Below are 26,813 nucleotides of genomic sequence, written 5' to 3'. Positions count from 1 at the left end.
CGTCATTAATGAATAACAAAGGACAAATGACTAATGACGGACTAGCTGAGTTCTTCTGACTCGACAGTTAAATTGCTAACGCTGGCACTTGGAAAAGAAGGTGGCAGAGACTGGCTACTACGAGAATATGGCTCTGCTAGGTTAGAACGCAGTTGTCGCATCAGGCTAGCCATTTCTAAAGCATTCAGGGCGTAATCCCAGCCATGATTACCTTTTATGCCTGCCCGTTCTAGGGCTTGCTGCATAGTATCTACTGTCAAAATGCCAAAAATTACTGGCACTCCAGTTTGAAAGCTAGCGGCGGCAATGCCTTTAGAAACCTCTGAGGATACGTAATCAAAATGGGGTGTTTGTCCTCGAATCACTGCGCCAAGACAAATTACAGCATCATAACGATGGGAAAGTGCTAATTGGCGAGCTACTAAAGGTACCTCAAAACTTCCCGGAACCCAAACATAGTCCACCTGATTACCTTGGGGATTAGGGTCTACACCGTGGCGTTTTAAACAATCTTGACATCCCTCTAGCAGCTTTCCGGTAACGAGGTCATTGAATCGACCAATCACCACTGCAAACCGCAAAGGCTCCGTTTGGGTAAAAGTTCCCTCGAAAACTGCCATGACTGCCTCTTTATCAACTATACTTCTGGCCAATATACATTTCTTATTTAAATGTAGAGGAGCAGGAAAGCGCGGTCAAAATTAAGTTAGTAGGAAAAAGAAAAAATCCCTTGTTTCCCTTAACCTTTGACCTAGGCTTTTCTGCCCCTCTATTTCTTATATTATGTGCCTGCGCCAGAGCGAAGCCGTCGCCTACACGACAAAAAAGTTTAACAAACCAACTAAAAACACCAAACCAATCCAGACCCCAGAACCAAGCCAGAGCAGTTTTTTAGATTCATTCCAGTTTTGGGGAGTGGCATAAGCAACCGGAACGCCTACAACGAGGACAAAAGACAACACTACTAGACCGATCAAGGCAAATTGGAATATTATCGTCATTTTTGCTTCTCCCAATACAGCGAAATACTAAGGATAGAATATCCTAAAGGGCGACACTGACACTTTCTTATTATTTTTAAGCTAGCAGAAATTGCAACATTTTTGTCATTTGTCCTTTGTCTAAGCACCAATGACTAATGACTAATGACTCTTAACTATGGATTTAATTCTTTGCCACACAACAGCAGATTTTGACGCATTAGGAGCAGCAGTAGGCTTGACGCGCCTACTATCGGGAAGCAAGATTGTGCTACCTGGCGGCTCTCATCCTACTGTACGGGATTTTTTAGCATTGCATCGGGATGAATATCCACTGATTGAACGCCGTTCGGTAAATCCAGAAAAAATTCGCTCTCTGACCGTGGTGGATACACAGCAACGCGATCGCTTGGGTAAAGCTGCCCAGTGGTTTGATTTACCTACTGTAAGAGAGATTATAGTTTATGACCATCACTTAGGACAAGAATCAGATATTTCTGCCACGCGATCGCATATTGACTCAGTAGGAGCCACCACAACTTTAATCGTTGAGCAATTGCAACAACAAGAAATTTCCTTGACTTCTGCTGAAGCAACTGTGATGGCTTTGGGTATCCACGTTGACACTGGCTCTTTGACATATGACCAGTCCACAGCACGGGATGCCCTAGCTTTGGCTTGGTTGATGCAACAAGGGGCTAGTTTATCAGTAATTTCTACTTACCGTGACCCCGGATTATCTCCGCAATTGCAGCAGCTATTAACGAAATCTCTGGAAAGTTTAGAATATCTCTGTCTACATGGATATACGGTTGCTTGGGTAACTTTGAAAACTGAGGCTTTTGTGCCGGGGCTATCGAGCCTAGCTTCGGAACTTGTGGAATTAACCGAAATTGATGCCCTACTGCTGGCTAATGAGTATCCTTTAAATGAAGAGGATTCACGCTTAACTGTAATTGGGCGATCGCAAATTCCCAAAACGAATCTTAACCTATTATTTCAACTCTTGGGTGGCGGCGGTCATTCGCAAGCTGCATCCTTAAATCTAAGGGGAGTTAATTCGCAGGCAATATTAAAACAGCTTCTTGACGGGATAAAAGCACAAATTCCCCATCCCCTCACTGCTAGAGATTTGATGTCTTCTCCTGTCCGCACGATTCTGCCTGAAACCACAATTGCCGAAGCCCAGCGCATTTTATTACGCTATGGACACTCTGGTTTGTTCGTAGTTGATACTCAAGGGCAACTGGTAGGTATTATTTCGCGGCGGGATATTGATATCGCCTTACACCACGGATTTAGTCATGCGCCAGTCAAGGGCTACATGACCAAGAATCTCAAAACAATTACACCAGATACGACACTGCCACAAATTGAGTCACTGATGGTGACTTATGATATCGGACGCTTACCAGTATTGGAAAATGGGCAGTTAATGGGCATTGTCACCCGTACTGATGTCTTGCGAGAATTACATCAAGAAAGGGATGAAGACGAAGAGGACGAGCAAAAATTCAAAATTCAAAATGACGCTCACAGACTCGCTAACGCTGCGCTAACAAAATCTAAAATTCCTCTCAGGACTGAATTGCAAAATCGCCTCGCTCCCCAACTGTGGCAATTACTCACTACAGCATCGCAAGAGGCAGAAAAACGGGGTTGGCATCTTTATTTAGTGGGCGGTGCGGTGCGGGATTTGCTATTAACAGAAGCAGTCGCGGGCACTTTGATGATTAAAGATATCGATCTTGTAGTTGATGGCTTTCATAAATCAGCAGATGTCGGTGCTGGTGTGGAATTAGCCAAGGCACTCCAACAACTTTACCCTACGGCTCGCTTAGAAATCCACGGGGCTTTTCAAACTGCGGCTTTGCTGTGGCACAAAGACCCAGAATTAGATTCTTTATGGGTAGATATTGCCACCGCTAGAACAGAATTCTATCCTTATCCAGCCGCAAATCCAGAAGTTGAGGCGAGTTCCATTCGTCAAGATTTGTATCGCCGAGATTTTACCATCAACGCCCTCGCCTTGCGCCTGACTTCCCCTCGGACTGGTGAATTACTCGATTTTTTTGGTGGATTACTAGATTTACAAGCTAAACAAATTCGGGTTTTACACGCCAACAGCTTTATCGAAGACCCCACCCGCATTTTTCGTGGCGTGCGCTTTGCCGTGCGCTTCGGATTTCAGATAGAATCGCAAACTGAAGAGTTTATCCGCTATGCCATCAACAGTGGTGTTTACGATCGCACTGCTCAAGAGAATAGCAGAACTCCAGCCCTGCAAACTCGACTGAAAACAGAACTAAAACACATCCTAGAAGCCCCCTACTGGAAATCGGCTTTGCAGTTGCTAGATAACTTAGAGGCATTGCAATGCATCCATCCTAGCCTGAAGCTAGATGTGGAAGTCCTACGACAATTACGTTTGCTAGAACGCTGTTTGCGGCGATTTGACCCACAACCAACCCTCATTCATTGGGAAATGCGTTTAGAAACGTTAATCGCCCATCTAACACCAGAATATCGGGCAAAAGTGGCAAAAAATCTGCAATTGCAAGAAGATGGGATTAAACGCTTGCAAAACTTGGTTTGTGCTCAAACTGAAGTAATGGAATCTTTGCCTAAGTGCCAAAGTCCTAGTCAAGTAGTACAGTTATTGCGACAGTATGATTTACCAATGCTGATTTTAATTGCTGTGCAAAGTTTGCGATCGCTTAGACATCAGATTTGGGAATATTTAACTGTTTGGGCTAATGTGCAGCCACTACTGAATGGCAATGATTTAAAGAAACTGGGTTACAAACCAGGGCCTCAATATCGACAAATATTAGATGATATGCTTGCAGCTACCTTGGATGGAGTAATTAAAGATAAGACTGAAGCTAAGGAGTTTTTAGCACAACACTATCCTAAATGAAATAGCTCTGGTCTAAATTGTATCTGGATTGATATTTAACTCCCGCAGTTTTGCTGCTAAACGTTCAGCTTTTTGTTCGGCTTGTTCAGCTTTTTGTTCAGCTTGTTCAGCCTTTTGTTCGGCTTGTTCAGCTTTTTGCTGTACCTGTTCTGCCGTTTCTTCTGGCGTTGGTACTAGTTGTCCATCTCGTGTAAAAAACCGCAATAAACCTTCATAAACTCCTAAGTATAACCCTAGCTGATGACTCCACAAATACCCTTCTTCACTTGCTTGTAGAGGTTGATATTCTCCATCTATTAAATGAAATCCCGCAAATTCTTGTGTGTAAGGGTCGAACCAAAAATAGTCGGGTGTGCGGAAAGTGTCTTGATAAATTGTTTTCTTTAAACCTTTGTCAGTATTAGCTGTTGAGTTAGATAAAATTTCTAGAATTACATTCGGATATTTACCATCTTCTTCCCAGACTACCCAACTTTTGCGGGTTTTACGTTCAGTTCCCAGCACAACAAAAAAGTCTGGCCCCCGGAAGTATTCTGATGTGCGTTGGCGCGGACTGTAGTAGATAGTCAGATTTCCCGCCGCATAGAAATCATTTCTATCTCGCCACAACCATTCCAGACAGGTTAAAAGTAAAATTATTTGCCGTAAATGCAGTTCGCTTTCCAAGGAAGGTTCGTCACTATATAAATCACCAGGGGGAAATATAATATCTTGGCAGATGCCTTCTTGAGAATCTAATTCTTGAGCAATGGTCATAGAATGGATATGGCATCAAGTAAGTATGAGTTTATTTTAGCAGTGTTGTAGTTAGCGATCGCCTAGCGTACCGTAGGTAATCGCCTATTTGTAGGGTAAGGGTAAATAAACTATTCTGTCTTGATATTCATCGTCTTCTAATGCCAAAGCAACTATTATGAGTTCTTCTATATTTTCACCAATACTTAAATTTTGATTGAGGATAAAAATTCCTGGTACGTGACGATTAACAGCAATATGGTCAGCTAAATGTACTGGTATAGAAGTTCGGTTATTTGTCAATAATATGAAATTATTCTCCTCACACCAACACAGAATTTATGGATCGAGTGTACTTTTTGGTGGAGTTCCTGATTCTCCTACCACTTTGATCGCAATATCAGGTTCTTGTAGTCTAATTTGATTTGGATATATAGGATTGACATTTTCATCAATCAGATATTGCAGTGTCATGCTTGCTGTTTAGCTTGTCTTTTAATTCGGAGTTGGCGCAGTTTTTCTTGACACTGGCGGGGGATTAAGCCTCTGTTGTTCTCGCATTCTATGACCGTGTTCTATCCAGTTTTTGATGTAAGCACTGACATTTTCTTTGTTTTGCAGATAATAAAGAATTGTTGCATATACTTGTTCTAAAGATATTGTTTGATAAATTTGGGCAATTTCTTCTGGAGAACGTCCACAATCAATGTATTCATAAATAATTGTTTCAATACCAATTCTTGAGTCTTTCAGTCTAATGTCTTCAGAAGAGAGAAAGTTGAAATACTCTGCGATATGTTTGGTAGACATAGATTGACCTATATTCATAGTTAGTTATTATATATAGTAATCTTTTTGTTCAAGCGATAAGCTTGACGGCATAGCGATCGCTTACCGCACTACATTAAGGCTTGGGAAAAAAAGGCTTCGCATTCTTAAGTTAGACACAAAAAAAAAGAGTGCGATCTTATCTTTGTCACAAACAAGACTAGATACCCGACTTCTTAAAGAAGTCGGGTATCTGTTTGATTACGGTTTAATTAAAGATTCTTCAGACTGGCGATATTTAGTAATTAATCTACGTCTTTTTAGGGGTGAAAAAAGCAGCATGGAAAGTGCGGGTAAACTGGTTACTGTTAGTGCTAACAAAATAAATGGATTTAGAAAGCTTGCTATTATCCCAGTTCCTACAGTAGCTCCAAATCCTAATGTTAGTAGTATTAGTACAGTTGTAAATGAGTCTTCAGCCAAATTTATAACCCAATCCATAGCCCAACCCACAGCCTCACCCACAGCCCAACCCGCAACCAAACCCACAACCCAACCCATAAACCAACCCACAAACCAACCCACAGTCCCAACCACAACCACACCCACATCCCTACCCATAAACGCACCCACATCCCCCCTACCCACAACCGCACCCACAAGAGTATTTAAGACAAAATCAAACTGCTGTAAGTCTTTCTAGTAGGGCTGGGGAGTGTGGAAATAGAAAAAGCGATAGCATTCTCACTTTCCGAAATTCCTTAGTGCTACACTGTAGTCAATATCAAACCTCATCACAACTCCAATGAGATAGCACAAATGAAGTAGTACCAAACACCTGTTGCACTAAAGCAACAAATGTCAACGAAGAATAAACGCAACTAGTTTGACAGGGTTACTTCACATAGTCATGCACTAAAAATATTGTCATTATTCCTATCTATATAGAACCGTTTGACGATTGTCTACGGCTGAGTTTTTTTTGTGTCTAATTTACCCGTAAATTTTGGAAATATGCGGGTGGAAGTTTGCGAATTGAGGTTTGAGAATAATGCCGAAAAAATCAATATTGTTAGCTGAGAATTTAGCCTATGACCTCAGCGTAGATAGAACTTTGTTTCAAGGAGTTCATGTGAATATCGACGCGGGCGATCGCATTGCTTTGGTTGGTCGCAACGGGGTAGGAAAATCAACACTTTTCAAGATACTTGCAGGTCAAATTAACCGATATACAGGTTCAGTTTGCTGTAATGGTATTGTCTATTATTTGCCACAAATCAGCACTATCAGACAAGAAATTACAGCAGATACAGTACTTAATTTTTTGATTTCTATCTCTGATGAATGGTGGAAGATTGAGGATATTTTGCAAACACAATTCCACACCAAAGTTGACTTATCTTTACCAATTGCTAACTTGAGTGGTGGAGAACTTACTAAACTGTTTTTGGCGATCGGTTTAGCTCAAAAGCCAAACTTGTTATTGCTCGATGAACCAACTAATCACATGGATTTGCAAGCATTAGAAAGCTTAAGACAGTTTCTTTTGAATTTCACAGGTGCGTATGTAATTGTCTCTCACAAGCCTTTTTTCTTAGACCAAGTAACAGAAGTAACCTGGGAACTTACACCTGTTGGTTTGAAAGTATATGGAGGTAATTTTTCTCATTATCGACAACAGAAAGAAATAGAGTTAGAAGCAGCATTGCGATCGCACGAAGTTGCCAGAAAGGAACTCAAACGTACCCAAATCACAGCGATGCAAGAACAGCAACGCGCAGCCCAATCTAGTCGCAACGGTCGCGCCAAGTTTCTGAATGGTAGTATTGATAGAATGGCAGCAGGACTGATTAAAACCAAAGCTGAGGTGTCTACCGGAACTGCGAAAAAGAAACATGAAGCAGCAGTAGCAAAGGCTAATCAAAAGGTTACACAGACGAAGGTCAAAACTACCAAAGTAACGAGTATTCAGCTAGAAGAAAAAAATCAAAAACGCCGAAATCTAATTAATATCCAGGGTGCAAATCTTAGGATATCAGAGCGTCTATTGATTCAAAATATTCAACTGCATATATCATCTGGCGATCGCATAGCCATTATCGGTGCAAACGGTTCTGGTAAATCGAGTCTGGTAAAGGCAATTTTGGGAATGGAAAACCAAACAGCGGTTTTAGAATCAGGTGAGGTTTTGCTCACACCAGCGATGAAAGCTGTATATCTCGATCAAACCTACGAATTGGTAAATCGCCAATACACAATTCTAGAAAATATGCAAGCTGCCAATCCCGATCTCAGCTATCAGCATTTACGTCAACAACTGGGACACTTTCTCTTTAAATATGATGACGTTCACAAAAGCGCCTCTGTACTGAGTGGAGGTGAATTAGCAAGATTAGCGATCGCTATGATTAGTATCTCAGAAATCGATCTACTGATTCTCGATGAACCAACTAATAACCTAGATATTGAAACTGTTGAAAAAATAGTAATAGGTATCAATGATTACCAAGGAGCGCTTTGGGTAATTTCCCACGATATAGATTTTCTCAGCCAGATTAACATTACCCAAGGTTTCAAGTTGAGGGAACAAACTTTGCAAATGACAACTTATTTACCAAGTACACCAGAGCAATATTATCGAGAGTTGCTGGAATACAATCAATAAAGCGATCGCCTTATGTAAATTTCTAGTAAATTTCTACCTCAACAACAGAAGCCGTAAAGCATACAGGCAAGTTATAATTCTCTTGCGGTGCAACGTAACAAAAATTTATGAGTAACCCCCTTGTACAAGCCTTTTTCGTAGGCAGAGCGGTAGCAGAAGTAGTTAATGAGCGTTTAGAGGTCGTCTTGACCGATGCTTTGAGCGATCTGGGCAAATTTGATGCAGAAGCTAGAGAGCAACTGCGCCAATTTACAGAAGAAGTTTTAGAGCGAGCAAATCGGGCAGCAGAAACAGCTAATGCCAGTCAACCTACCCCAGGTACTGGGCAAGCCAGTTCTGATTCAGGTGACTTGCAAGCAGAGATTGATGAATTACGAGCTGAAATTGCCCTGTTACGAACAGAATTGCAACATTATCGTAGAACTTCTGCATAAATTTTAGTCATTGGTCATTGGTCATTAGTCATTAGGCTAAGAATTATGCACAAATGACAAAGGACAAAGGACAAATGACACCTAAGAAAGAATAGTTTAGGAATCAGAGTGTCTTTTCTTCCAAGTGATTCGATCGCAAACCAACGGTAAACAAAGTATATGGAACAAGGTTATTCAGAGAAGGCATACCGTTGGAATCGGGAAAAATACTCTAGCAAACGGCGTTTTGTGGACATTTGGTCTTTTGTCTTGACCTTACTGTTCAAACTTTGGCTATACAACAAATCTTGGAGTTATCCGGGAGGTGTGACTGATGTCAAGCAAGCTGCAAGACGCAAAACCCAAGCAGTCTGGATTCGCAATACTCTATTGGATTTAGGGCCAACCTTCATCAAAGTTGGGCAACTGTTTTCTACCCGTGCTGATATATTCCCTGGTGAATATGTAGAAGAACTAGCCAAATTACAAGACAAAGTACCGGCATTTAGCTATGAGCAAGTAGAAGCGATCGTTGAGAAAGAACTAGGCAAGAAAATTCCTGAACTTTTCCATAATTTTGAACCTATTCCCTTAGCTGCTGCTAGCTTGGGGCAAGTACACAAAGCTGTACTACATACTGGAGAATCAGTTGTTGTTAAGGTGCAACGTCCTGGGCTAAAGAAGTTATTTGAAATAGATTTACAGATTCTCAAAGGAATTACCCGCTACTTTCAAAACCATCCCAAATGGGGACGTGGACGAGATTGGTTGGGTATTTACGAAGAATGTTGTCGGATTCTTTGGGAAGAAATTGATTATCTTAACGAAGGTCGTAACGCCGATACTTTTCGCCGAAACTTTCGCGGCTACGATTGGGTGAGCGTCCCCAGAATATACTGGCGTTATGCTACTTCCAGAGTGCTGACTTTGGAATATCTCCCTGGAATTAAAATTAGCCAATATGAAGCTTTAGAAGCAGCAGGTTTGGATCGAAAAGCGATCGCTCGTCAAGGTGCTCAAGCCTACTTACTACAATTACTCAATAGTGGCTTTTTCCACGCCGATCCTCACCCAGGTAATATTGCCGTCAGTGCAAATGGCGCTCTGATATTCTATGATTTCGGCATGATGGGGCGGATTAAGTCCAACATCCGCGAAGGATTGATGGAAACACTTTTTGGCATTGCTCAAAAAAATGGCGATCGCGTTGTGCAATCTTTAATAAATTTAGGTGCGATCGCCCCAACTGATGATATGGGCCCAGTACGGCGTTCCGTCCAGTATATGCTGGATCATTTTATGGATAAGCCCTTTGAGAACCAATCAGTTGCAGCAATCAGTGACGACCTTTACGAAATAGCTTATAATCAGCCATTTAGATTTCCAGCAACTTTCACTTTCGTGATGCGAGCCTTTTCTACTTTAGAAGGGGTAGGTAAAGGCTTAGATCCAGAGTTTAACTTTATGGAAGTTGCCAAACCTTATGCAATGCAACTTATGACCGATATGAATGGTTCTGAGGGGAATAGCTTTCTTAACGAATTAAGTCGTCAAGCAGCTCAGGTAAGTAGTACCGCCTTTGGTCTACCACGTAGATTAGAGGATACACTAGAGAAGCTAGAGCAAGGAGATATGCGCTTGCGCGTTCGGTCTATAGAAACTGAACGCCTGTTGCGACGACAGAGCAGTATTCAGCTCTCAATAAGCTATGCTCTGTTAATCAGCGGTTTCACGCTTTCAGCTACTATTTTAGTGGTTAAGGATTATGTATGGTTAGCACTGCTGCCTGCTTTAATTGCAGCTGCGCTTTCAGCGATCACGATCCGATTACTTTTACGCCTCGACCGTTACGATCGTATGTATTAATTGTTGCAAAAAATTTATGAAACTTAATTTCACGGGTTTTAGCGATCCGGGACTTATTCGTTCTAATAATCAGGATGCTTACTATATCGACCCAGAAGGACGATTTTTCGTTGTTGCTGATGGTATGGGTGGTCATGCCGGAGGTGAAGAGGCAAGTCGAATTGCCACTGGAGAAATTCAGGCGTATTTGGTAGCAAATTGGGAAACTTCTAAGTCTTCTCAAGAATTACTAGAGCAAGCTTTGTGGGGTGCCAATGAAGCGATTTTGCAGGATCAGCAAAATCATCCCGAACGCGCCGATATGGGGACAACTGTTGTAGCAGTAATTTTTCGCTCCCCAGAGTCGCCTTGGTGCGCTCATGTTGGCGATTCGCGGCTGTATCGCTTCCGCGAGTCGCACTTAGAACAGGTGACGGAAGACCACACTTGGGTAGCACGAGCAATCAAAATCGGTGACATTACCTTAGATGAAGCACGATTACATCCTTTTCGCCATGTATTATCGCGTTGTTTAGGGCGTGAAGACTTGCATCAAATTGATGTACAACCACTAGATGTAAAAGTTGGCGATCGCTTGCTCTTATGTAGTGATGGTCTTACAGAAGAACTTGTCGAGCAGAAGATTGCTAACTGCCTCCAAAATAGTCCTTGGCTTGATAAAGCCGCCATCTCTCTTGTTGAGGCTGCCAAAGAGCATGGAGGGCACGATAACATCACAGTTGTCATCGTCTCGCTTGAAGAAAATAGTCATTAGTCATTAGTCATTAGTCATTAGTCATTGGTCATTGGTCATTAGTCATTAGTCGATGCTTAGTAACTTTAAACAAATGACAAAGGACAACTGACAAAGGACAAATGACAAATCCGGTAAATATACTCAGTAATTTGTTCAGCGTGAGCATTTTTCCTTTTTACAATTTGATACAAATATTTTTAGCCTCTAAAATCACCCAAAGAGGATAAATTTGTATAAATTAGGAAATTGACATCTTGCACGTAATAAGGTAAAGCGACTATAATTCACGCTTATTACCATTAATTCCCCAACCTCCTTACAATTTCCCTCCTCCGAAGCTTCTTCCACCCTTGCGGAGACAGCATTTTAGGCTTTTTAAACACAAAGACTAAGACGGGTTTTACATAGCACCAAATATTCTCTTTAAAGGATATTTGTGCAAAGCAGGAAGGAATGAGAGAGGTAGTTATACCTATCTAAGACCAAATAGAGCTTATTTTCCGGAATATGGTTCAGCTGACTTGGGTGGTATATCAGTAGGATTAGGTGCAAGATATCAAAACAGAAAAAAGTCCACACTTTGGATGTGGGCAATCTGTCAAACAATTGTTATCTTTCGTAATACGGAGGAACAAATGTTGGACAGATATAAGTCCAAATATTATCCCATTTGGACTTCTGTGAGCGATATCACCTTTACGCGTTGTTTTTTCGGAGTAATTATGAATCAACCAATGAAACTATCCTTGGAACAGCAATTCAGCATCTGCTCATTTGCTACTCAGGTGCAAAATATGAGCCACGATCAAGCTAAAGATTTTTTAGTCAAGCTCTATGAGCAAATGGTCGTGCGCGAGGCAACTTATCAAGAGCTTCTTAAACACCAGTGGGGCTTAGATTCCGGTTCCACTATGGCATAGAGTCGTTCTAATGTCGCAGTGGGCGACCTCCTTCTCTTGCTTGGTTCCAAGGAGGAAAAGAGCTGGGGATGCCGGGGCGTCAACTTCGATAAGTAATTCCACAATAATATGGCGCAAAAGTTCAATTCCCGAAATTAACTAAGAATGAGTAAACATTGTCTACGGCATATCTGATGAAGTCTAGACTAACTTTAGCATTGCAGGGTAAAACTCTTGTTTGCTTTAGCCAAACTTTTTGTTGTTTCGTCTAATGAGGGAATCACACCTGCACAAATTGACAATCCACTGGAATATTTGCAGAGGAAGATTCAGAGATAATTTATATACTACTGCTTTAGCAGCTAGTGATTTCACCCTTTATACATATAACTAGAAGTTACATCTTTATATATATTTTGTTTATAAAACGTTACATTGTGAGAGCGACCACCTATGAAACACGTAACATTAAGAAATTATGCCTAGCTGGAAAGATCGTATGGAGAATCTGTATCTATACTTTCCAGTTTTGTTATAATCTGAGGCTTAATCTTTTCGTACTCGTTTTTGAGTAAACTTTTACTAATTTGCGGGTCGGCAGAGGACATCAAGGTATTGCTGATTGCGACCCACTCTTGCAGTCGTTGCCGCTGGGCAGAAGCGACGCTGGAAAGTAAGATGTGGGTACAGGGATTTGGTGCTTCTCGTGCAAAGAATAAGAGGCGGTAGTAACCTGTGTGCTGTAGTAACCGAGCAATTTCTTGACCAAGGCTGGTTTTGAGATCGAGATAATAAGGCAACCATTTAGCGCCATGCTTGCGATTGTAGATGACAGTAATCCATAGGAGCATGGGATGGGGGATAGAGATGAACAGAAATTGGTTATAGCGTGTACAGAGTAAGCGTTTTTGAATTTCTTCTTGCGGTAGCATCACCCACAAAGCTGGTAAAACCTCCCCATTGGTATGAATGGGCTGGGGAAACACAATATCGGCAATTGGTTTATTTTTGGGCCAGGAAATGGCACGAGCGATTTCATCGTTTGACCAGGATACCCGCAAATCGGCTTTGGTCTTTTGTTCAAGCTCAGTGCTAGCTGTAGTAGTAGGAACGAGGGAATGGCTGGCTTGCTGAATTTTGCGTGTATGCTCAGGCTTTTCTAAAGATGCTAAAACTCTGAGGATTTCAGTAATACTTTGGGGGCGATCGCGTGCTACTTTAGCTAGACAACTCATCACCAAATTTTCAATTTCTTTTGGTAGTTCTAATCCAGGCACAGCCTCAGAAAAAGAACGTGGTTTTTGATAGTGATGTGTTTTATACCACGCACCAAAAGAGTGAGTTGGTGCCACCAGTGGCATTTTGCCTGTGAGCATCTCAAACATCATGACGCCCAAACTATAAATATCAGCACGGTTGTCTAATTCTTTACCCTCCATCTGTTCGGGAGAAGAATAAGCCAATGTCCCCAAATAAAATTTTGTATGGTCGCCATCTGACTGTAATAACTTAGCAATACCAAAATCTAGAACCTTGACCAATTCTCCAAAACTGGGATCTTGAATCACCAGCATATTGCTTGGTTTGACATCGCGATGGATAATTGGGCAAATAGCGCCATCAACCGGGATGCCATCATGGGCGCACTGTAACCCTAAGCTGAGTTGACGCGCCATACTGAGGAATCTAGCTAAAGGTAATCGTTGCTTGCGAATAATATTGTTCAGGCTTTGTCCTTGTAAGTATTCCATAACGTAGAACGGGGTGTTATTGTCATCTACGCCGTAGTCCATAACTCGGACAATATGGATACTTTTTTGCCCTAGTAAAGCACAGGTTTTTGCTTCTCGCTCAAAACGGTCTTGCAATCGCATCTTTTCATTTTGGATTGATAGAGCCAGAAACTTAACTGCAACAGGTACACCTCCCAACAATGTATCTTTAGCACGATAAACCCGACCCATTGCTCCAGTACCGATTAACTCTTGGAGTTGGTAGCGTTTGCTGAGTAAGCGACCAATGTTGGGGTCTGACATAGAAAATTCGACTCCAAAAGCAGTTTGTAAATATTTGGGAGGACAAGTGCATTCAAAAATTGTGGTGTAGTTTTAGTTTGCCCAATTTTGACTAATGCGCTATCACTCTTGGCATCTCCTTTTCTCTACGAGACGTTGGTTTGTGTTGGGAGAAGACGGCATTAGTTTGGCTACACCAGGACTTACGCAACTGATTAAGCAATGGCGTGCGGAGCGCGCCGACTGCCTAAAAACTAAGCCATTGACATAGCAATATCTGGACGTTTTAACTGCCCAATTAAATAATTTGACAACTAGCCATGTTTAATTTGATAAACCTGTCTTTGTAGGTTAACAAACCCTTAAATTCGCATTAGTTCACGAAGATAGACTTAGTTTATGTAATAACGAATTATATTCACCCAATACTTTTAAAAAATTTTCTGATTACCTAACAATCTTTTTAATCTTCAAGCTAATTATTACTATGTAATAATGCATTATTCATTGGTAAACTGTAATATTTAAGTGTTGTTTTTTCGTTTTTCCTGTTGATTAGGATATATATCAAAACTTGATTTATTATTCATTATATAATATTGAATTCGACGCTCGACAATACTATGAAATCTGGACATAAAATCATAAAAGAAACCCGGATATTTCCTGATTCCTGTGAATGCTGTTAACCATTTTCTTTGTTTTATAGGTTCTACAACTTGAAGATAAGCTAGATTTTTCTTATAGACTGAGAGATTATAAGATAGAGCACGCATTAGAGTAGGATTATTTTTCACAATGTCTTGTTGCATGAAAGAAGTAGTAGTTTTGCAGTATTGATTTAGACGTGGTAATTGGCTTTGATATACAAGAGAACCAGGGCGTGAACGGTAGAAATAATAGGGTTTTGGCTCAATAAAAAACCTAGCTCCTTTGATTAAGCATTTCATGTCAATCCAAAAATCTTGACCCATTCTAATTTCTTCATCGTACTCGATGCAGTTCTTAATCAGGAATTCTCGTTTGAATAGAGGCTTGCTTAAGCCAAGATGCAACCCTGGTTGCCCATAGACATCAGTTTCTACAAAATAAACGATATCAATTTGGAAGATTTTATCTATACGTTCTCCACTTTCTTGAATCAATGTACTCCAAGGAGATGTTGTACCGTCTTCGATCAAATAAACATCATCAGCAATCATGTCTGCATTTGTTTGATTTGCCAGAGACACAAGATTTTCTAATCTTTTGGGAGCATACCAATCATCTGAATCAAGTACAGCAATCCATTCTCCTTGGGCTGCTCTGAAGGCGCGATTACGTGCCGCCGCCGCTCCAACATTTTGCTGATTAACTATCACTTTGAGACGTCGATCGGTGAAACTTTTAGCGACTTCTACAGTTTTATCACTTGAGCCATCATCGACCATGATAACTTCAATGTCAGTGAGTGTTTGCTTTAAGGCTGACTCTATTGCCTTTCCAATATAAGTTTCAGTATTGTAAGCAGGGATAATAACAGAGACTTTAGGATTCACGAAACTGAACTCCTGACTACATGGTTAGGTAAAATACTAAAATCCTGACCATAATTTGATCGTTTCTTTTTTACTATACAACTCAGTAGGTCGGTAAGAATATACGATGAGTGGTTAAAGTCGGGTAGGAGATATTAGGCGTTGGTAAACCAGTGCGTTGCCAGAGTTCTTTGAACGGCAGTTTTTGGCTTAGAAGAACAGCAAAGCGGTGAGGTAGGGCTGCTTTTAAGCTGACTGACGCTCTAGGCTAGCTTCCATTGTGCTAGTTAAAAAATGACCAGCCAAGATACCACTACTGAGGTAATATGTATCTTGCGAAATCCGGTGTAGGGTTTCAAAACCACTACGACGCTGACGATCGCCTAGTACCCAGTAACGCTGTACGATAGTATCCAGACCAATCCAGCCTTCGCCTTCAACCTGCCCCAAAATATTATGTTGTAGTAAAAAAGTATACTGACGCTCTCCATCATGCAACCGTCCCTTATATTGGAGAGAGATTTCAGACCGATCGCTACCTGGAAATATCAGTTTTGTGGCCATAGTAAACCAGTTATCTCGATTCCAAGCTACCAATGTCATACCCTTGACGCTGATTGGCGTACCATTACGTTCCAGCCAATTTCCTTGCATTGCCCAGCGTCCTGGTTCCAATAAAAAAGTATGAGCCACCTTTTATTCCTTGTCTTGCTTGAGTGCTGCCAAGACTACAGTTATAGCAGTGCTAAGTTGCGTTAGCGATAGCGGGACGTTTAGCCTATAAAGATAGTAGCTTTGAATATTGATAAAGACGGTGCTAAGTTGCGTTAGCGATAGCGGGACGTTTAGCCTGTGGAGAATGGAGAAATTTTTTATCTTGTTTATTGTTCTTGACTCAGAACTGACCTTGGTAAATTTCTCCCAAAAGTACTTCTTGAGGTGCACCAGTGGCAGCAGGTAAGTTGCCAGGAATACCCAAATGTCGCCAGTAGGCTAAAACCGCGAAGGCGATCGCTTCTTTAAAATCTGCACTCAAGCCGACTTCATCTGTTGTGGAGACTGGTATCGATCCTAACAACAACTGTAACCTTTGTTTCAAATAAAGATTGCGACTACCACCACCACATAATAATACTCGTTGTGGCATTTCTGGCAAAAAAGAGCGGTAACTATGAAAAATTGAAGCAGCTGTAAGTTCTGTGAGAGTTGCCAGTACGTCAGCAGGATTGAGTTGGTATGCTTGAGCATCTTTTAAACACTGATGCAAGTAAGTCACACCAAATAATTCGCGTCCAGTGGATTTGGGCGGCGGTAGATGAAAGTAGTCTTGGTTGAGCCATTGTTCTACTAATTGATGGCAAGGAGTACCACTTGCTGCCCAATTGCCATCTTCATCATAAGTTTTAGCACCACCGCTTAAATGCTCCACCGCAAGATCCAACAGACTATTTCCTGGGCCAGTATCCCAACCACGAATTTTTGAGAGCCAGTCTCCATGCCGAGGCGGAATATAAGCAACATTGCCAATACCACCAATGTTTTGAATACAACGCCCCTCCTGGGGATGACTGAGTAAATAAGCATCGACTCTAGGCACGAGAGGCGCACCATGACCACCAATAGCAATATCAGCAACGCGGAAGTTACTCACAGTCGTAATGTTCATAAGATGTGCAATTAATGCACCTCGCCCTAGTTGAAGACTATAACCCAAAGGACTGCCCAATGCTGTTAACGGATAGCTAGGGTTTAGCCCGTGGGTAGCGATCATTTCTCTCCCCCTGCTCCCCTGCTCCTCATCTCCCTCTGCTCCCTCTTTGGGTGGTCGATGATAAACCGTTTGACCGTGGGAACCAATGAGAGTGGCGCGCTGATGACCAATTTGAATATTTTGGGCGGCTTGGGCAAAGACTTGGGCGATCGCATCATCTATTTCCGCTAATTCTGCCATTGAGATGGCAACGCCTGCACCAACTGCTAATATTCTTTCTCTGAGTTGGGCTGGATAAGGATATGTTGCCCCGGCTAGCAACTCAACTTTGAGATCCAATTCTGTACCGGAAATCTCTACCAACGCAGCGTCTATGCCATCTACGGATGTGCCACTAATTAAACCAATAACGCGAGTAGGGACAACAGCTTTTTCAGTTGGATGCATCGGTCAAAATTCTTTTGTTGATTGCAAGAGTTTAGTTTAATTCATGTTAATAGCTATGTCAAAACACTCAGGTTGCATAGTTAATTACAGAAGAAAAAGTAAATATAGCGACGGAAGAATCTCAAAACCAATAGCAATACCACGAATCTATTTATATTTATCAGGAAACAAAGAATTTAAAACAATTTTGTTTGTTATCTTAATTGCTCCTTAATCAGGACAACATCCGAAGATACAAATTCTTAATATATGCAGGCTAACTTTACAACTTTTTTAATTTCAGATAAATAACAGATATACTATCCACTTTTTCTGCAAGTGAAACTACTGATTTCTGTTCAAGAATAGGGCAAAATGTTGGCTAAATATAGGAATTTTTCAATAAATACAAATCCAGTAGTTTCATCCTATTGTTTCTTCTAGAAGACACTACATAATGAATCCAAGTCGCAAACGAACTTTTCAACAATTAAAAATACAGAATTTCAAGATTATGTCTTTTACAAAAATTGCTTGTATCGCTGCTCTATCTTTATCTGCAATCTCCTCATTTATCTATGCAGGTTCTGCCCAGGCTATTTCCTTCCAAATAACCACTGGCATTGCAGGCCCTAATGGAGAAACTGACCAAGGTGCTTTTTCTGAGTTTACTCAACTTCCTGGTACGACAACTGTTAACTTCAATAATGGTCAAGCACCAACCACTGGTTTTGCTAAATACTCATTTGAGAATAACAGTGGAACCAGCAGTGTGAGGTCAGATGTATGGGCACCTGCTGGGGCAAATGGTGAGGTCAATAATGGGAAGTATTTGGCAGTTTTCAACGGCGATAAAGTCACAATTAACCTTGCAAGTTCCCTCAATTATTTCGGTATTGACTGGGGAGCTATTAGTTCTGGTAACGTTTTTTCCTTCTACAGTGGCGATAATTTAATCAAATCATTTACAACTGAGGATGTGAACCCAGTTGCTCCAATTCGTGCATCACAGCATGGCGGTGAAGGAAATGGCTACCTTCACTTCTACTCAGATAGTAGCAACGACATTTTCAACAAGATTGTCATTACCCAAACAGGTGGTGGTGGATTTGAAAGCGACAACCATTCTTTCCATCTAGGAACTGACAAATTTACAGGTTTTGACCCTAAGTCTGTTCCTGAGCCTAGTATTACATTAGGTATGCTGGCTGTAGGTGGTATGTTTCTACGCAAGCGCAAGAACGAAAAGTTACAAACTGTAAGACAATCTCATTAAACATATCAATCTGAACTCAGTAAGATTTTCTCTATAGTCTAACCTTAGCCTGTAGAAGGATTTCAAAACTTAGTTAATATAAAATGCAACTCAGGGTGAGTTTACTTAGGTAAACTCGCCCTAATCCATTTGCCATTTATAATCGGGGCTTCTTCTACAGTCAATGCTACGCGCAGCAAGCTAAGAAAATTTTCTTTAACTAGACTTTTTATTCATGCAAAATTGGGAGAAGGGGTTGAGGGATGTAGCAAGATCCCGTAAGGTGGGCAAATTTTACATTTCATTTGTGCAAGAGGTCTACTCAATACTGCTTAGAGCTTAACCAGACTGTATTGAGAGTGAACCGTAATTTTGACTCCTATAGGTTATTGCATGAATAAAATATACGTGGATTAGTTTAGATATAATAATGACTCATTCTTTGTTGTCCTAACTGGAGAAATTAATGGGTCGCGCCAAAAAGGTTGTCCTGGCATATTCTGGCGGAGTGGATACCTCAGTTTGCATCCCCTACCTTAAGCAAGAGTGGGGTGTGGAAGAGGTGATTACCCTAGCAGCAGATTTAGGTCAGGGAGATGAATTAGAGCCAATCAGAGAAAAAGCTCTGAAATCGGGTGCAAGTGAATCCCTAGTGGCGGATGTCAAAGACAGCTTCGTTAAAGATTACGCCTTTGGAGCGATTCAAGCCAACGCCCTTTATGAAAATCGTTATCCTCTAGGAACCGCCCTAGCTCGTCCACTGATTGCCAAAATATTAGTAGAAACAGCCGAAAAATATGGTGCTGATGCGATCGCTCACGGTTGCACTGGCAAAGGCAACGATCAGGTTCGCTTTGATGTCTCTGTCACCGCCTTAAACCCCAACCTGAAGATCCTCGCACCAGCCAGAGAATGGGGAATGAGTCGTGAGGAAACGATCGCTTATGGGGAAAAGTTTGGTATTCCCTCACCAGTTAAAAAATCTTCTCCCTATAGTATTGACAAAAATTTGCTTGGTCGTAGTATTGAAGCTGGTTTACTCGAAGATCCTTCATTTGAGCCACCAGAAGAAATTTATGAGATGACCAAAGCGATCGCTCACACTCCCAACGAGCCAGAGTACATTGAAATTGGTTTCCAGGGTGGTATCCCCACAACTCTCAATGGAATAGCTAAAAAGCCAGTTGAGCTAATTGAAGAACTCAATCAGGCGGTGGGAAATCATGGCATCGGACGGATAGATATGATTGAAAACCGTCTGGTGGGGATCAAATCGCGGGAAATCTACGAATCACCTGCAATGTTGGTGCTAATTCAAGCACATAGGGATTTAGAAAGCTTGACGCTAACAGCAGACGTTACCCATTACAAGCGTGGGATTGAAGAAACTTACAGCCAAATTGTTTACAACGGTTTGTGGTACAGTCCACTCAAAGTTGCACTCGATGCTTTTATTCAAAAGACACAAGAGCAAGTCTCTGGAACTGTGCGAGTGAAGTTGTTCAAGGGCAACTCTACGATAGTTGGGCGTTCGAGCGATAATTCTCTCTATACTCCTGATTTGGCAACCTACGGAGCCGAGGATAAATTTGACCACAAAGCCGCTGAAGGCTTTATATACGTTTGGGGACTACCGACTCGCATTTGGTCAAAGCAGATTAGGGGTTAAGAGTTAGGAGTTGGGAGTTAGGAGTTAGGAGTTAAAAAAGCAAAATACAAAAGTAAAAGTTAAAAAAATTCACTTTTTACTTTACTCTTTACTCCTCACTCCTCACTTAGTTTATGCTTGACTTACTCTTCTGCTGCACCTTTAACTTGGCGAGACTCCAGCCACAGGGGCACAATAATTAAGGCAGCGAGGATTAGTAAAGCTGCGATCGCAAATTGACCCACCCAAGCAACCAATTGTTCTAAAGAGACTATTTTGCCAGCAAAAAAAGCTAATGTCACCATCAAACTAGCCCAAGCAACTGCTCCTAAAAAGTTATATAAAAAGAATTTTCTAAAGGGCATTTCAGCTATACCAGCTAGTGGTGCAGCAAAAACTCGTAACAATGCCAAAAAACGCCCAAAAAACACTCCTTTAGCAGCGTTTTGACTAAATTGATCTTTAATACTCAGCAGCCGCACTTCAGAAATCCGAAATATACTGCCAACTTTTACCAGAAAAGCCCAACCGCTAACTCTACCAATCCAATAGCCACAAGTACCACCAATGACAGCACCCATAATTGCGTCACCGAGAACCAGCCAGAAATTTAGTTCATCGCTGCCAGCTAAAAACCCGCCTACTAAGGTCACGGTTTCACCAGGAAGGGGAATGCCTAAATTTTCTAGCAAAATTCCGAAAAAAATTGCCCAATACCCGTAATTATGAGCAACTTCCTGGATATTTTCTAGTGAAATCAGCTCTAAAGACATTCCACACCGCCGTCTTTACAAATTTTTACTTTTACTATATTTTTACATTTTTGCTTGTTTTTGGGTGGGGTGTCAATCAAACTAATACATAACTTCTACTCTATGGGAACTATTAATTTATGACTATTAAATATACAAATTTTGGGATTGGTACCACATGTTCATAATTTATTAAAAAAAGATTAAAAATTTTATAGAAAATTTATAAATATCCGTTTAAATTGTGAAAATCTTGTAAAAGATACGGTTGATACCGAAATTGTTAGGCGCTTATGCCTATATTGATGAAAGTTATCACAAATTATACGACATGAATACTGAAATAATCTCTCTCAACTGTAGGACTAAAATTGCCCAAATATCTGGGTAAAAGGTCATTTTACCGTTGAAAGAGAAGAAGTATTGATGTCTTTTTCAATTTTTTGTCAAGTGTTCCAATTACCCTGTTAAATTCATGGCTTTCACACAAGAACTTCAAGTGATTTTGTTTAAACCCCAAGGAAGCATAGATTTGCAAGGCGGTAAGGCTTTGAGCGAACAAATGGCTGGAGTAGTCCCTCAAGCTTATCAACTCTGGGTTATCGACCTAGCAGAAGTTAACTTCATGGACAGCTCTGGGTTAGTTCCTTTAGTAAAAGGCTTAAAAGCTGCACGTCAGAGTGGTTGCCGCTTAGTTCTATGCAATGTACAAGCTCCTGTACGGTTGATTTTGGAACTTACCCAACTCGATACAGTGTTTGAAATTTTTGACACTTACCAAGATATTTTTACCAACGTTAAAGATAACAGTCTGATGCTAGCAGACTAACTAATAAATCTACCTACAGAAGGATGGCGGAGTCAAGCGATATTTGCATTTGTTCATATTCTTTCATATTCTCTTTAAAATAACAGTCTGGTGCTAGCAGGCTGATTTTCTTTATTGTCTAGAGAAGAATGTTGAGGGAAACTTATATCTTTAAGCTAGGTAGTATAAATTGCATTATTGTAAGTCATCTACTTAAAGCAGTAAAGTCAGAAATTGCCAAAATCGATCAAAGCAAATGCAACTGTTTGTGATACTCCCCAGCCTTTTAAATCCAGGGTTGTGCAAATTACTCTAAGCTAATTGTTTTATATGGGACGTAACTAGTGAAAGGAAGCAGGAGGTAAGAAAGGTTAAAATCTCAGCTTTTAGGTTATTTCTAACTTTATAGTTATTTTTGCCTCGATCTACTACTTGGATGCCTCCAAGATGTTTTGATGCACCAATTTCTTACCTCTTAGATTCCACCATAATGATAATTTTAGGCATTCTGGGGAGTCGAAATATTAGTTTGTTCGGATGCTGGGCGGGGAAAATTTGGTAAATCAATACCGCTGTGACTAGCATTGCGAGTTTTGAGTGCTAAACGGTAACTCACACTTTGCAGTTCTGCTTGCAGTTGGCGGTTTTCCCGTTGTAGCGTTGCTACCTTTTCTCTCACTGGCGTCATCCGCTCCTCAAACTTCCGACGGTAAATTTGAGGCAACTCTTGTACTACTTGCTCCAACATCCGAGTGCGATCGGTAAGTTCTTGAACTGACTGTCGCAATTGATAAATTTCGGAGTCACGAGTTGTAATTTGCTCTTGGTAGAACGCCACCTGCTGTTCCACAGCTTGAAGTTGTTCTTGTAAAGCGTGTAACTGGGTCAGATCGCGCTCAAATTCCGGCTGCTGTGGCATAAAACTAGTGTTACCCTTTACCAGCCGGAAGAGTTCTTGAGATAGTTGTTGTACTAATTGATCGCGAAGTTGCAGCTCCTGGCGTAGCTGCGATACTTCCGTCGAGAGAACTTGAATATTAGGTGTATCAGATTGGCTCACAGTAGCTTAAAGCTCCCATTCAGAATCTTGTCCACTCTTAGGTATAACTGCGGGAGTACTACCTTTGGCAAGTATTTGTTAATTTAGCATTCCCAAACAAGTGACGAAAAAAGAAAAAGACAAAATTTTATTGAATGGGAGTGGGGATTGGGGAGTGGAGAGTTAGGAGTTAGGAATTCTTCCCCTGCTTCCCCTACTCCCTCATCTCCCTCATCCACCTCACCTTCCTACACTGTTGCAGGTGCAGCTACTTTAGTAGGCTTTTCTTTTTCCTCTTTAGGGGGTTTTTCTTCTTCAATGTCCTGCTTAATTGTCAAGTAGCGAATCACTTCTTCACTTAAACGCATAGCGCGTTCAAAAGGAGCGATCGCAGTTGCAGGCGCGCTGTAGTTTAACTGGATGTAGATGCCATCCCGGTGTTTTTTGATTTCGTAAGCTAGACGGCGCTTACCACGATTTTGAATTTGGATCTCTTCAGCACCCTGTTCGCGAAGCAAATTCTGATATTTAGTAACTGCTTGCTCTACCTGTTCCTCTCCCAAGTCAGGACGGAGGATGTACATTGTTTCGTAATTTGTAGTCATATTTTTCAGTTTCCTCATGGACAAAAGTGGCTGCTGATATTAATTTATACCTGTCTTTTCTTTAAAATGCCAGTATTAATCAACATCTGAAGCAACAAGGAACTATAATCTTACCAGTTTTCAATTTTGTTTCATTAGCCAAATCGCCAAAGTTTGGATTTTTTGCATGTCCCTAATGAAAACTAGGTTGAGAGGCAATCCTGATATTTCTTTCACAAGATCGATCGAGCTATCAGCTTCGCTAAGGGGTATCTTTCTTTAAAGGGCATCTTATAGCGATCGCTTTTTTGCTCAAGGCTCAATCGGTTGGCTAAACAGCTAACTGACGATTGCTAGGTACTCACAGCAACTAAAAAGCAGAAAAAAGGTATTTATCAAGGTTATGGCGCAGCGCTACGTGCGAATTCAAAATCCAGAAGGACAGATTTACTATGGGTTACTACAGCTATCCCTGAATGTACAGGTGCTAGATGCTCCACCCTGGTTACAAGGACAACCCACTGATTTAACTTTGACACCAGAAAATTACCAAATTCTGGCTCCCTGCGCTCCCTCAAAAATTGTGGCCGTGGGTAAGAATTATGCAGATCATGCGGCCGAAATGGGAACTCCAGTACCTTCTGAGCCATTAATCTTTCTTAAGCCACCTACGTCGATCATTCCATCTGAAAGGGAAATTAAGTATCCTCCCCAGTCACATAGAGTTGACTATGAAGGAGAGTTGGCTCTAGTGATTGGCGATTACGCTTTTGAATGTACGCCAGAGGTAGCCCAAACCAAAATTTGGGGCTACACCATCGCCAATGACGTAACAGCGCGGGATTTACAAAAACAGGATGGTCAGTGGACGCGAGCCAAAGGTTTTGATACTTTCTGTCCTTTGGGGCCTTGGATTGTGCGAGAATTAAATCCAGGAGCGAGATTGCAGACTTTTGTGAATGACGATGCTAATCCAGTTCAATCTGCCTGTATCGATCGGATGGTGTTTTCCCCCGATGTTTTAGTTTCCTATATCAGTCAGGTGATGACGCTACTTCCTGGTGATTTGGTGCTTACAGGTACGCCGGAGGGTGTAAGTGCTTTGCATCCAGGCGATCGCGTCCGCGTAGAAATTGAAGGTATCGGTCGCCTGGAAAACACCGTAGCGTCCCGTTAACTTCTAACGCACTTGCATATACACTGCATCAGAAATCGCTGGAATTTCTGCATAACGTCCGCTCACAGACTGGATGACTGAATATGCTGCTGCTCCCACTATGCCGATAAAAATGGTTGTGGATAGAGTTTGGATTGCAAAACCACCGGAAGGAACTAGTCCCACAACATCAGTTAGGATGCTAAACAAAAAGATAATGATATCCAAAAGGATTGCTTGCATGGTGTTGAAACGAATAAAATGACTAATTTTTTCATTTCTTACTACCAGCAAAAATAAAGCAAAAAAAATAATCATTCCTGCATAACGCACGCCGTAGTAAATTCTTAATAATGGCAGAAGCGGTAAAAACAGTAGTTGTAACGGTGGAAACTCTGATAGTAAATATCTACCAAATACAAAAACTTCAATTAGAGGAAGCAAATAAGGCAAGGAAGCAAAAATCCGATCTGAAACTGTTGTAGACCCGCGCCAAGACATTATGCGTTCTCCTGTGGTTAAATTTTAATAGTTACTTGAGCATAGGATAACGCAATTGCTGGTCTTGCTGAGAAATTCAACTATTCTATATGGGCGATGCGAAAGCCCATCATACATTCATATTGGTCTGGCTGCTGTTGAGTAAGTTTGCGAATGGCTTGGCCACAGCGCAGTTGACCCCCACGCCAACGGGGTTGACCGCTCCCGTCAGCGAGTAAACAAGACTGGCAAACTTGCTCAGGGGCAAGGATTTGCTCGTCCATTAAAATGACTAGCATCGAATCCCTCCTGTAAATCCTCATTGTCAACCCACATTTCACTCCGGGGAAGACGTGTTTTGTAGCGCTTCAAAGAGCCACTTCAGATAGATTGGATGCGTTTTGCGTGGTTAAGTGTTGTAATTTGCAATCTCGCTTTGCGCCTAACTTGGGCGATCGCAGAGGACACTTAAGAACCGCATCCTACCTCTTTGTAGCAAAAATGTGGGCAATTACGATTCAATAACAATTCTCAAGCGAATTTTAATTTATTGTACGTTGTGTCTATTGCAAAGTGGAAATTCTAGTAAAAAATAATACAAAAATTTTTGCATTAAGTTGAGCAAAGACAACTAACGCTATCCATTGCATCCCTGTTAATTTAGCACTAGAATCTGTCAAACTTAATATTTAGAAAACAACAAAAGCTTTACGCACAAGCAACACGGCGACTTATCGAAATTCCCTTGAGGTGAGTAGTTAAAGTGTGAGAAGTCAAGTCAGTAAAATTGAGTTAACTTGATAGCCATTTAAGTGAGGCATTTCTAAAATACTGAGGTAAACTTGCAAGCAAGTTAATACACAATATTACTCAGCGGCTCGTCGGTCTGGGCATCACTTACAATGGAACACTGGCAATTTCTGATACAGAAACAAGGCGCTCGCTCGTGGCATATCCTAGAATCGCCAAATTTGGAAATTTTGGAAGGGCAGTATAGAGTTTTGGCTCGTTCTAACCTTCTTAATACAGACGTGGAAGTGCGGGTAACTCACTCTTCAACCGAGGAAGTTCAACCAACGCGGCGAATTTTCAAGCGATCGCGTCGCACTAATTCAGAAGGCATAATGGCGGTAATTCCTTTTACCTACTTCCAACCGGGAGTTTGGGAGTTGCGGTGTTCCGGCGATTTGATGTCGGATCTGCTCGGTAAATCTTGGCAATACAGCGTGCAAGTACAAGTCTTCTCGCTGTTAGCAGAGAGAGAGCCGAGGAAAAATTTAGGATCGAGTTCACCCGACGATGGCGTAGATACTGTTTCTGAAAACTTGGAATCTAATGCCCCAGCAGAAACTGCAATTACGTTATTTACGTTTGAGAAAGCGATCGCAGTTTCTGAAGGACTGGCAATTACTACAGATGGCAACAGATCGGAAGAGCGTC

The 26,813-nt window shown here is 41.3% G+C and carries 26 protein-coding genes and 1 pseudogene; 11 read left to right on the top strand and 16 right to left on the bottom strand.

The features are described from left to right. Positions 1-41: 41 nt before the first annotated feature. Together ribH and psbZ are read right to left on the bottom strand one after the other, a co-directional pair. Positions 42-620 carry a 6,7-dimethyl-8-ribityllumazine synthase gene (ribH, locus tag RMZ95_RS26440; protein WP_322670310.1) on the bottom strand — a complete coding sequence of 193 codons (579 nt, stop codon included), beginning with the start codon at positions 618-620 and terminating at the stop codon, positions 42-44. 192 nt (positions 621-812) lie between these two features. Then, a complete protein-coding gene (gene psbZ / locus RMZ95_RS26435) occupies positions 813-1,001 on the bottom strand; it encodes a photosystem II reaction center protein PsbZ (protein WP_322670309.1) in 189 nt (62 codons plus the stop codon). Between the two features lie 157 nt (positions 1,002-1,158). On the opposite strand from psbZ, the gene RMZ95_RS26430 reads away from it, so the two are divergent. Continuing rightward, complete coding sequence (locus RMZ95_RS26430; protein ID WP_322686420.1) at positions 1,159-3,900, top strand: CBS domain-containing protein; 2,742 nt, start codon at positions 1,159-1,161, stop codon at positions 3,898-3,900. 12 nt (positions 3,901-3,912) lie between these two features. Here RMZ95_RS26430 and RMZ95_RS26425 read toward each other — a convergent pair whose 3' ends face one another. The 5 genes from RMZ95_RS26425 to RMZ95_RS26405 form a co-directional block, all read right to left on the bottom strand. Beyond that, the gene (locus RMZ95_RS26425; RefSeq protein WP_322686421.1) at positions 3,913-4,656 is read right to left on the bottom strand and encodes a Uma2 family endonuclease; all 744 of its coding nucleotides are present in this window, start codon (positions 4,654-4,656) and stop codon (positions 3,913-3,915) included. Between the two features lie 84 nt (positions 4,657-4,740). Further along, positions 4,741-4,938 (bottom strand): hypothetical protein, encoded by a 198-nt coding sequence (locus RMZ95_RS26420; protein WP_322686422.1) that lies wholly within the window; start codon positions 4,936-4,938, stop codon positions 4,741-4,743. A gap of 36 nt (positions 4,939-4,974) precedes the next feature. Continuing rightward, positions 4,975-5,109 (bottom strand): hypothetical protein, encoded by a 135-nt coding sequence (locus tag RMZ95_RS26415; protein WP_322686423.1) that lies wholly within the window; start codon positions 5,107-5,109, stop codon positions 4,975-4,977. Positions 5,110-5,130: 21 nt separating this feature from the next. After that, on the bottom strand, positions 5,131-5,445 hold the full coding sequence (locus RMZ95_RS26410) for a DUF433 domain-containing protein (protein ID WP_322686424.1): 315 nt from the start codon (positions 5,443-5,445) through the stop codon (positions 5,131-5,133). A gap of 219 nt (positions 5,446-5,664) precedes the next feature. Continuing rightward, positions 5,665-6,063, bottom strand: coding sequence for a hypothetical protein (locus tag RMZ95_RS26405; RefSeq protein WP_322686425.1), 399 nt, complete (start codon positions 6,061-6,063; stop codon positions 5,665-5,667). A gap of 391 nt (positions 6,064-6,454) precedes the next feature. Here RMZ95_RS26405 and abc-f point away from each other — a divergent pair, with 391 nt between their 5' ends. The 5 genes from abc-f to RMZ95_RS26380 all read left to right on the top strand — a co-directional run bounded on the left by abc-f (position 6,455) and on the right by RMZ95_RS26380 (position 12,003). Next, the gene (gene abc-f, locus RMZ95_RS26400) at positions 6,455-8,068 is read left to right on the top strand and encodes a ribosomal protection-like ABC-F family protein (protein WP_322686426.1); all 1,614 of its coding nucleotides are present in this window, start codon (positions 6,455-6,457) and stop codon (positions 8,066-8,068) included. Positions 8,069-8,175: 107 nt separating this feature from the next. Next, complete coding sequence (locus tag RMZ95_RS26395) at positions 8,176-8,502, top strand: DUF6825 family protein (RefSeq protein WP_322686427.1); 327 nt, start codon at positions 8,176-8,178, stop codon at positions 8,500-8,502. Positions 8,503-8,661: 159 nt separating this feature from the next. Continuing rightward, a complete protein-coding gene (locus tag RMZ95_RS26390; RefSeq protein WP_322686428.1) occupies positions 8,662-10,347 on the top strand; it encodes an AarF/ABC1/UbiB kinase family protein in 1,686 nt (561 codons plus the stop codon). Positions 10,348-10,363: 16 nt separating this feature from the next. Next, entirely contained in the window at positions 10,364-11,101 is a 738-nt protein-coding gene (locus RMZ95_RS26385) for a Stp1/IreP family PP2C-type Ser/Thr phosphatase (RefSeq protein WP_094348014.1), read from the top strand. Between the two features lie 704 nt (positions 11,102-11,805). Then, on the top strand, positions 11,806-12,003 hold the full coding sequence (locus RMZ95_RS26380) for an NblA/ycf18 family protein (RefSeq protein WP_041565841.1): 198 nt from the start codon (positions 11,806-11,808) through the stop codon (positions 12,001-12,003). A gap of 461 nt (positions 12,004-12,464) precedes the next feature. Here RMZ95_RS26380 and RMZ95_RS26375 read toward each other — a convergent pair whose 3' ends face one another. The 4 genes from RMZ95_RS26375 to RMZ95_RS26360 all read right to left on the bottom strand — a co-directional run bounded on the left by RMZ95_RS26375 (position 12,465) and on the right by RMZ95_RS26360 (position 17,672). Continuing rightward, a complete protein-coding gene (locus RMZ95_RS26375) occupies positions 12,465-14,018 on the bottom strand; it encodes a serine/threonine-protein kinase (protein WP_322670298.1) in 1,554 nt (517 codons plus the stop codon). A 503-nt stretch (positions 14,019-14,521) separates the two neighbouring features. Continuing rightward, positions 14,522-15,535, bottom strand: coding sequence for a glycosyltransferase family 2 protein (locus RMZ95_RS26370; protein WP_322670297.1), 1,014 nt, complete (start codon positions 15,533-15,535; stop codon positions 14,522-14,524). Between the two features lie 225 nt (positions 15,536-15,760). Next, positions 15,761-16,207, bottom strand: coding sequence for a hypothetical protein (locus tag RMZ95_RS26365; RefSeq protein ID WP_322686429.1), 447 nt, complete (start codon positions 16,205-16,207; stop codon positions 15,761-15,763). A 202-nt stretch (positions 16,208-16,409) separates the two neighbouring features. After that, positions 16,410-17,672 carry an anhydro-N-acetylmuramic acid kinase gene (locus tag RMZ95_RS26360; RefSeq protein WP_322686430.1) on the bottom strand — a complete coding sequence of 421 codons (1,263 nt, stop codon included), beginning with the start codon at positions 17,670-17,672 and terminating at the stop codon, positions 16,410-16,412. Positions 17,673-18,165: 493 nt separating this feature from the next. Here RMZ95_RS26360 and RMZ95_RS26355 point away from each other — a divergent pair, with 493 nt between their 5' ends. Both RMZ95_RS26355 and RMZ95_RS26350 read left to right on the top strand, forming a co-directional pair. Further along, positions 18,166-18,927 carry a PEP-CTERM sorting domain-containing protein gene (locus RMZ95_RS26355; protein WP_322686431.1) on the top strand — a complete coding sequence of 254 codons (762 nt, stop codon included), beginning with the start codon at positions 18,166-18,168 and terminating at the stop codon, positions 18,925-18,927. A 445-nt stretch (positions 18,928-19,372) separates the two neighbouring features. Beyond that, the gene (locus RMZ95_RS26350) at positions 19,373-20,575 is read left to right on the top strand and encodes an argininosuccinate synthase (protein ID WP_322670293.1); all 1,203 of its coding nucleotides are present in this window, start codon (positions 19,373-19,375) and stop codon (positions 20,573-20,575) included. A 122-nt stretch (positions 20,576-20,697) separates the two neighbouring features. On the opposite strand, the gene RMZ95_RS26345 is transcribed toward RMZ95_RS26350, so the two are convergent. Further along, positions 20,698-21,327 carry a DedA family protein gene (locus RMZ95_RS26345; protein WP_322670292.1) on the bottom strand — a complete coding sequence of 210 codons (630 nt, stop codon included), beginning with the start codon at positions 21,325-21,327 and terminating at the stop codon, positions 20,698-20,700. A gap of 454 nt (positions 21,328-21,781) precedes the next feature. Here RMZ95_RS26345 and RMZ95_RS26340 point away from each other — a divergent pair, with 454 nt between their 5' ends. Beyond that, positions 21,782-22,135: an STAS domain-containing protein gene (locus tag RMZ95_RS26340; RefSeq protein WP_322670291.1), complete on the top strand. Its 354-nt coding sequence runs from the start codon at positions 21,782-21,784 to the stop codon at positions 22,133-22,135. 478 nt (positions 22,136-22,613) lie between these two features. On the opposite strand, the gene RMZ95_RS26335 is transcribed toward RMZ95_RS26340, so the two are convergent. Then, on the bottom strand, positions 22,614-23,174 hold the full coding sequence (locus RMZ95_RS26335; RefSeq protein WP_094348024.1) for an Npun_F5560 family protein: 561 nt from the start codon (positions 23,172-23,174) through the stop codon (positions 22,614-22,616). Positions 23,175-23,401: 227 nt separating this feature from the next. After that, on the bottom strand, positions 23,402-23,758 hold the full coding sequence (gene rpsF / locus RMZ95_RS26330) for a 30S ribosomal protein S6 (protein WP_322670290.1): 357 nt from the start codon (positions 23,756-23,758) through the stop codon (positions 23,402-23,404). 382 nt (positions 23,759-24,140) lie between these two features. Here rpsF and RMZ95_RS26325 point away from each other — a divergent pair, with 382 nt between their 5' ends. Next, positions 24,141-24,914, top strand: coding sequence for a fumarylacetoacetate hydrolase family protein (locus tag RMZ95_RS26325; protein ID WP_322670289.1), 774 nt, complete (start codon positions 24,141-24,143; stop codon positions 24,912-24,914). Between the two features lie 3 nt (positions 24,915-24,917). On the opposite strand, the gene RMZ95_RS26320 is transcribed toward RMZ95_RS26325, so the two are convergent. Further along, positions 24,918-25,394, bottom strand: coding sequence for a Tic20 family protein (locus RMZ95_RS26320; RefSeq protein ID WP_322670288.1), 477 nt, complete (start codon positions 25,392-25,394; stop codon positions 24,918-24,920). Between the two features lie 80 nt (positions 25,395-25,474). Then, a complete protein-coding gene (locus tag RMZ95_RS26315) occupies positions 25,475-25,672 on the bottom strand; it encodes a hypothetical protein (protein ID WP_094348028.1) in 198 nt (65 codons plus the stop codon). Between the two features lie 603 nt (positions 25,673-26,275). Between RMZ95_RS26315 and RMZ95_RS26310 the strand changes: the two are divergent. Continuing rightward, a pseudogene (locus tag RMZ95_RS26310) lies at positions 26,276-26,813 on the top strand (hypothetical protein); the annotation flags it as partial.

It is taken from the genome of Nostoc sp. DedQUE07, assembly GCF_034530975.2.
Lineage (GTDB): Bacteria > Cyanobacteriota > Cyanobacteriia > Cyanobacteriales > Nostocaceae > Nostoc.
Note: the sequence above shows the minus strand (reverse complement) of the source record. Positions and strands in the feature narration are given on the sequence as shown.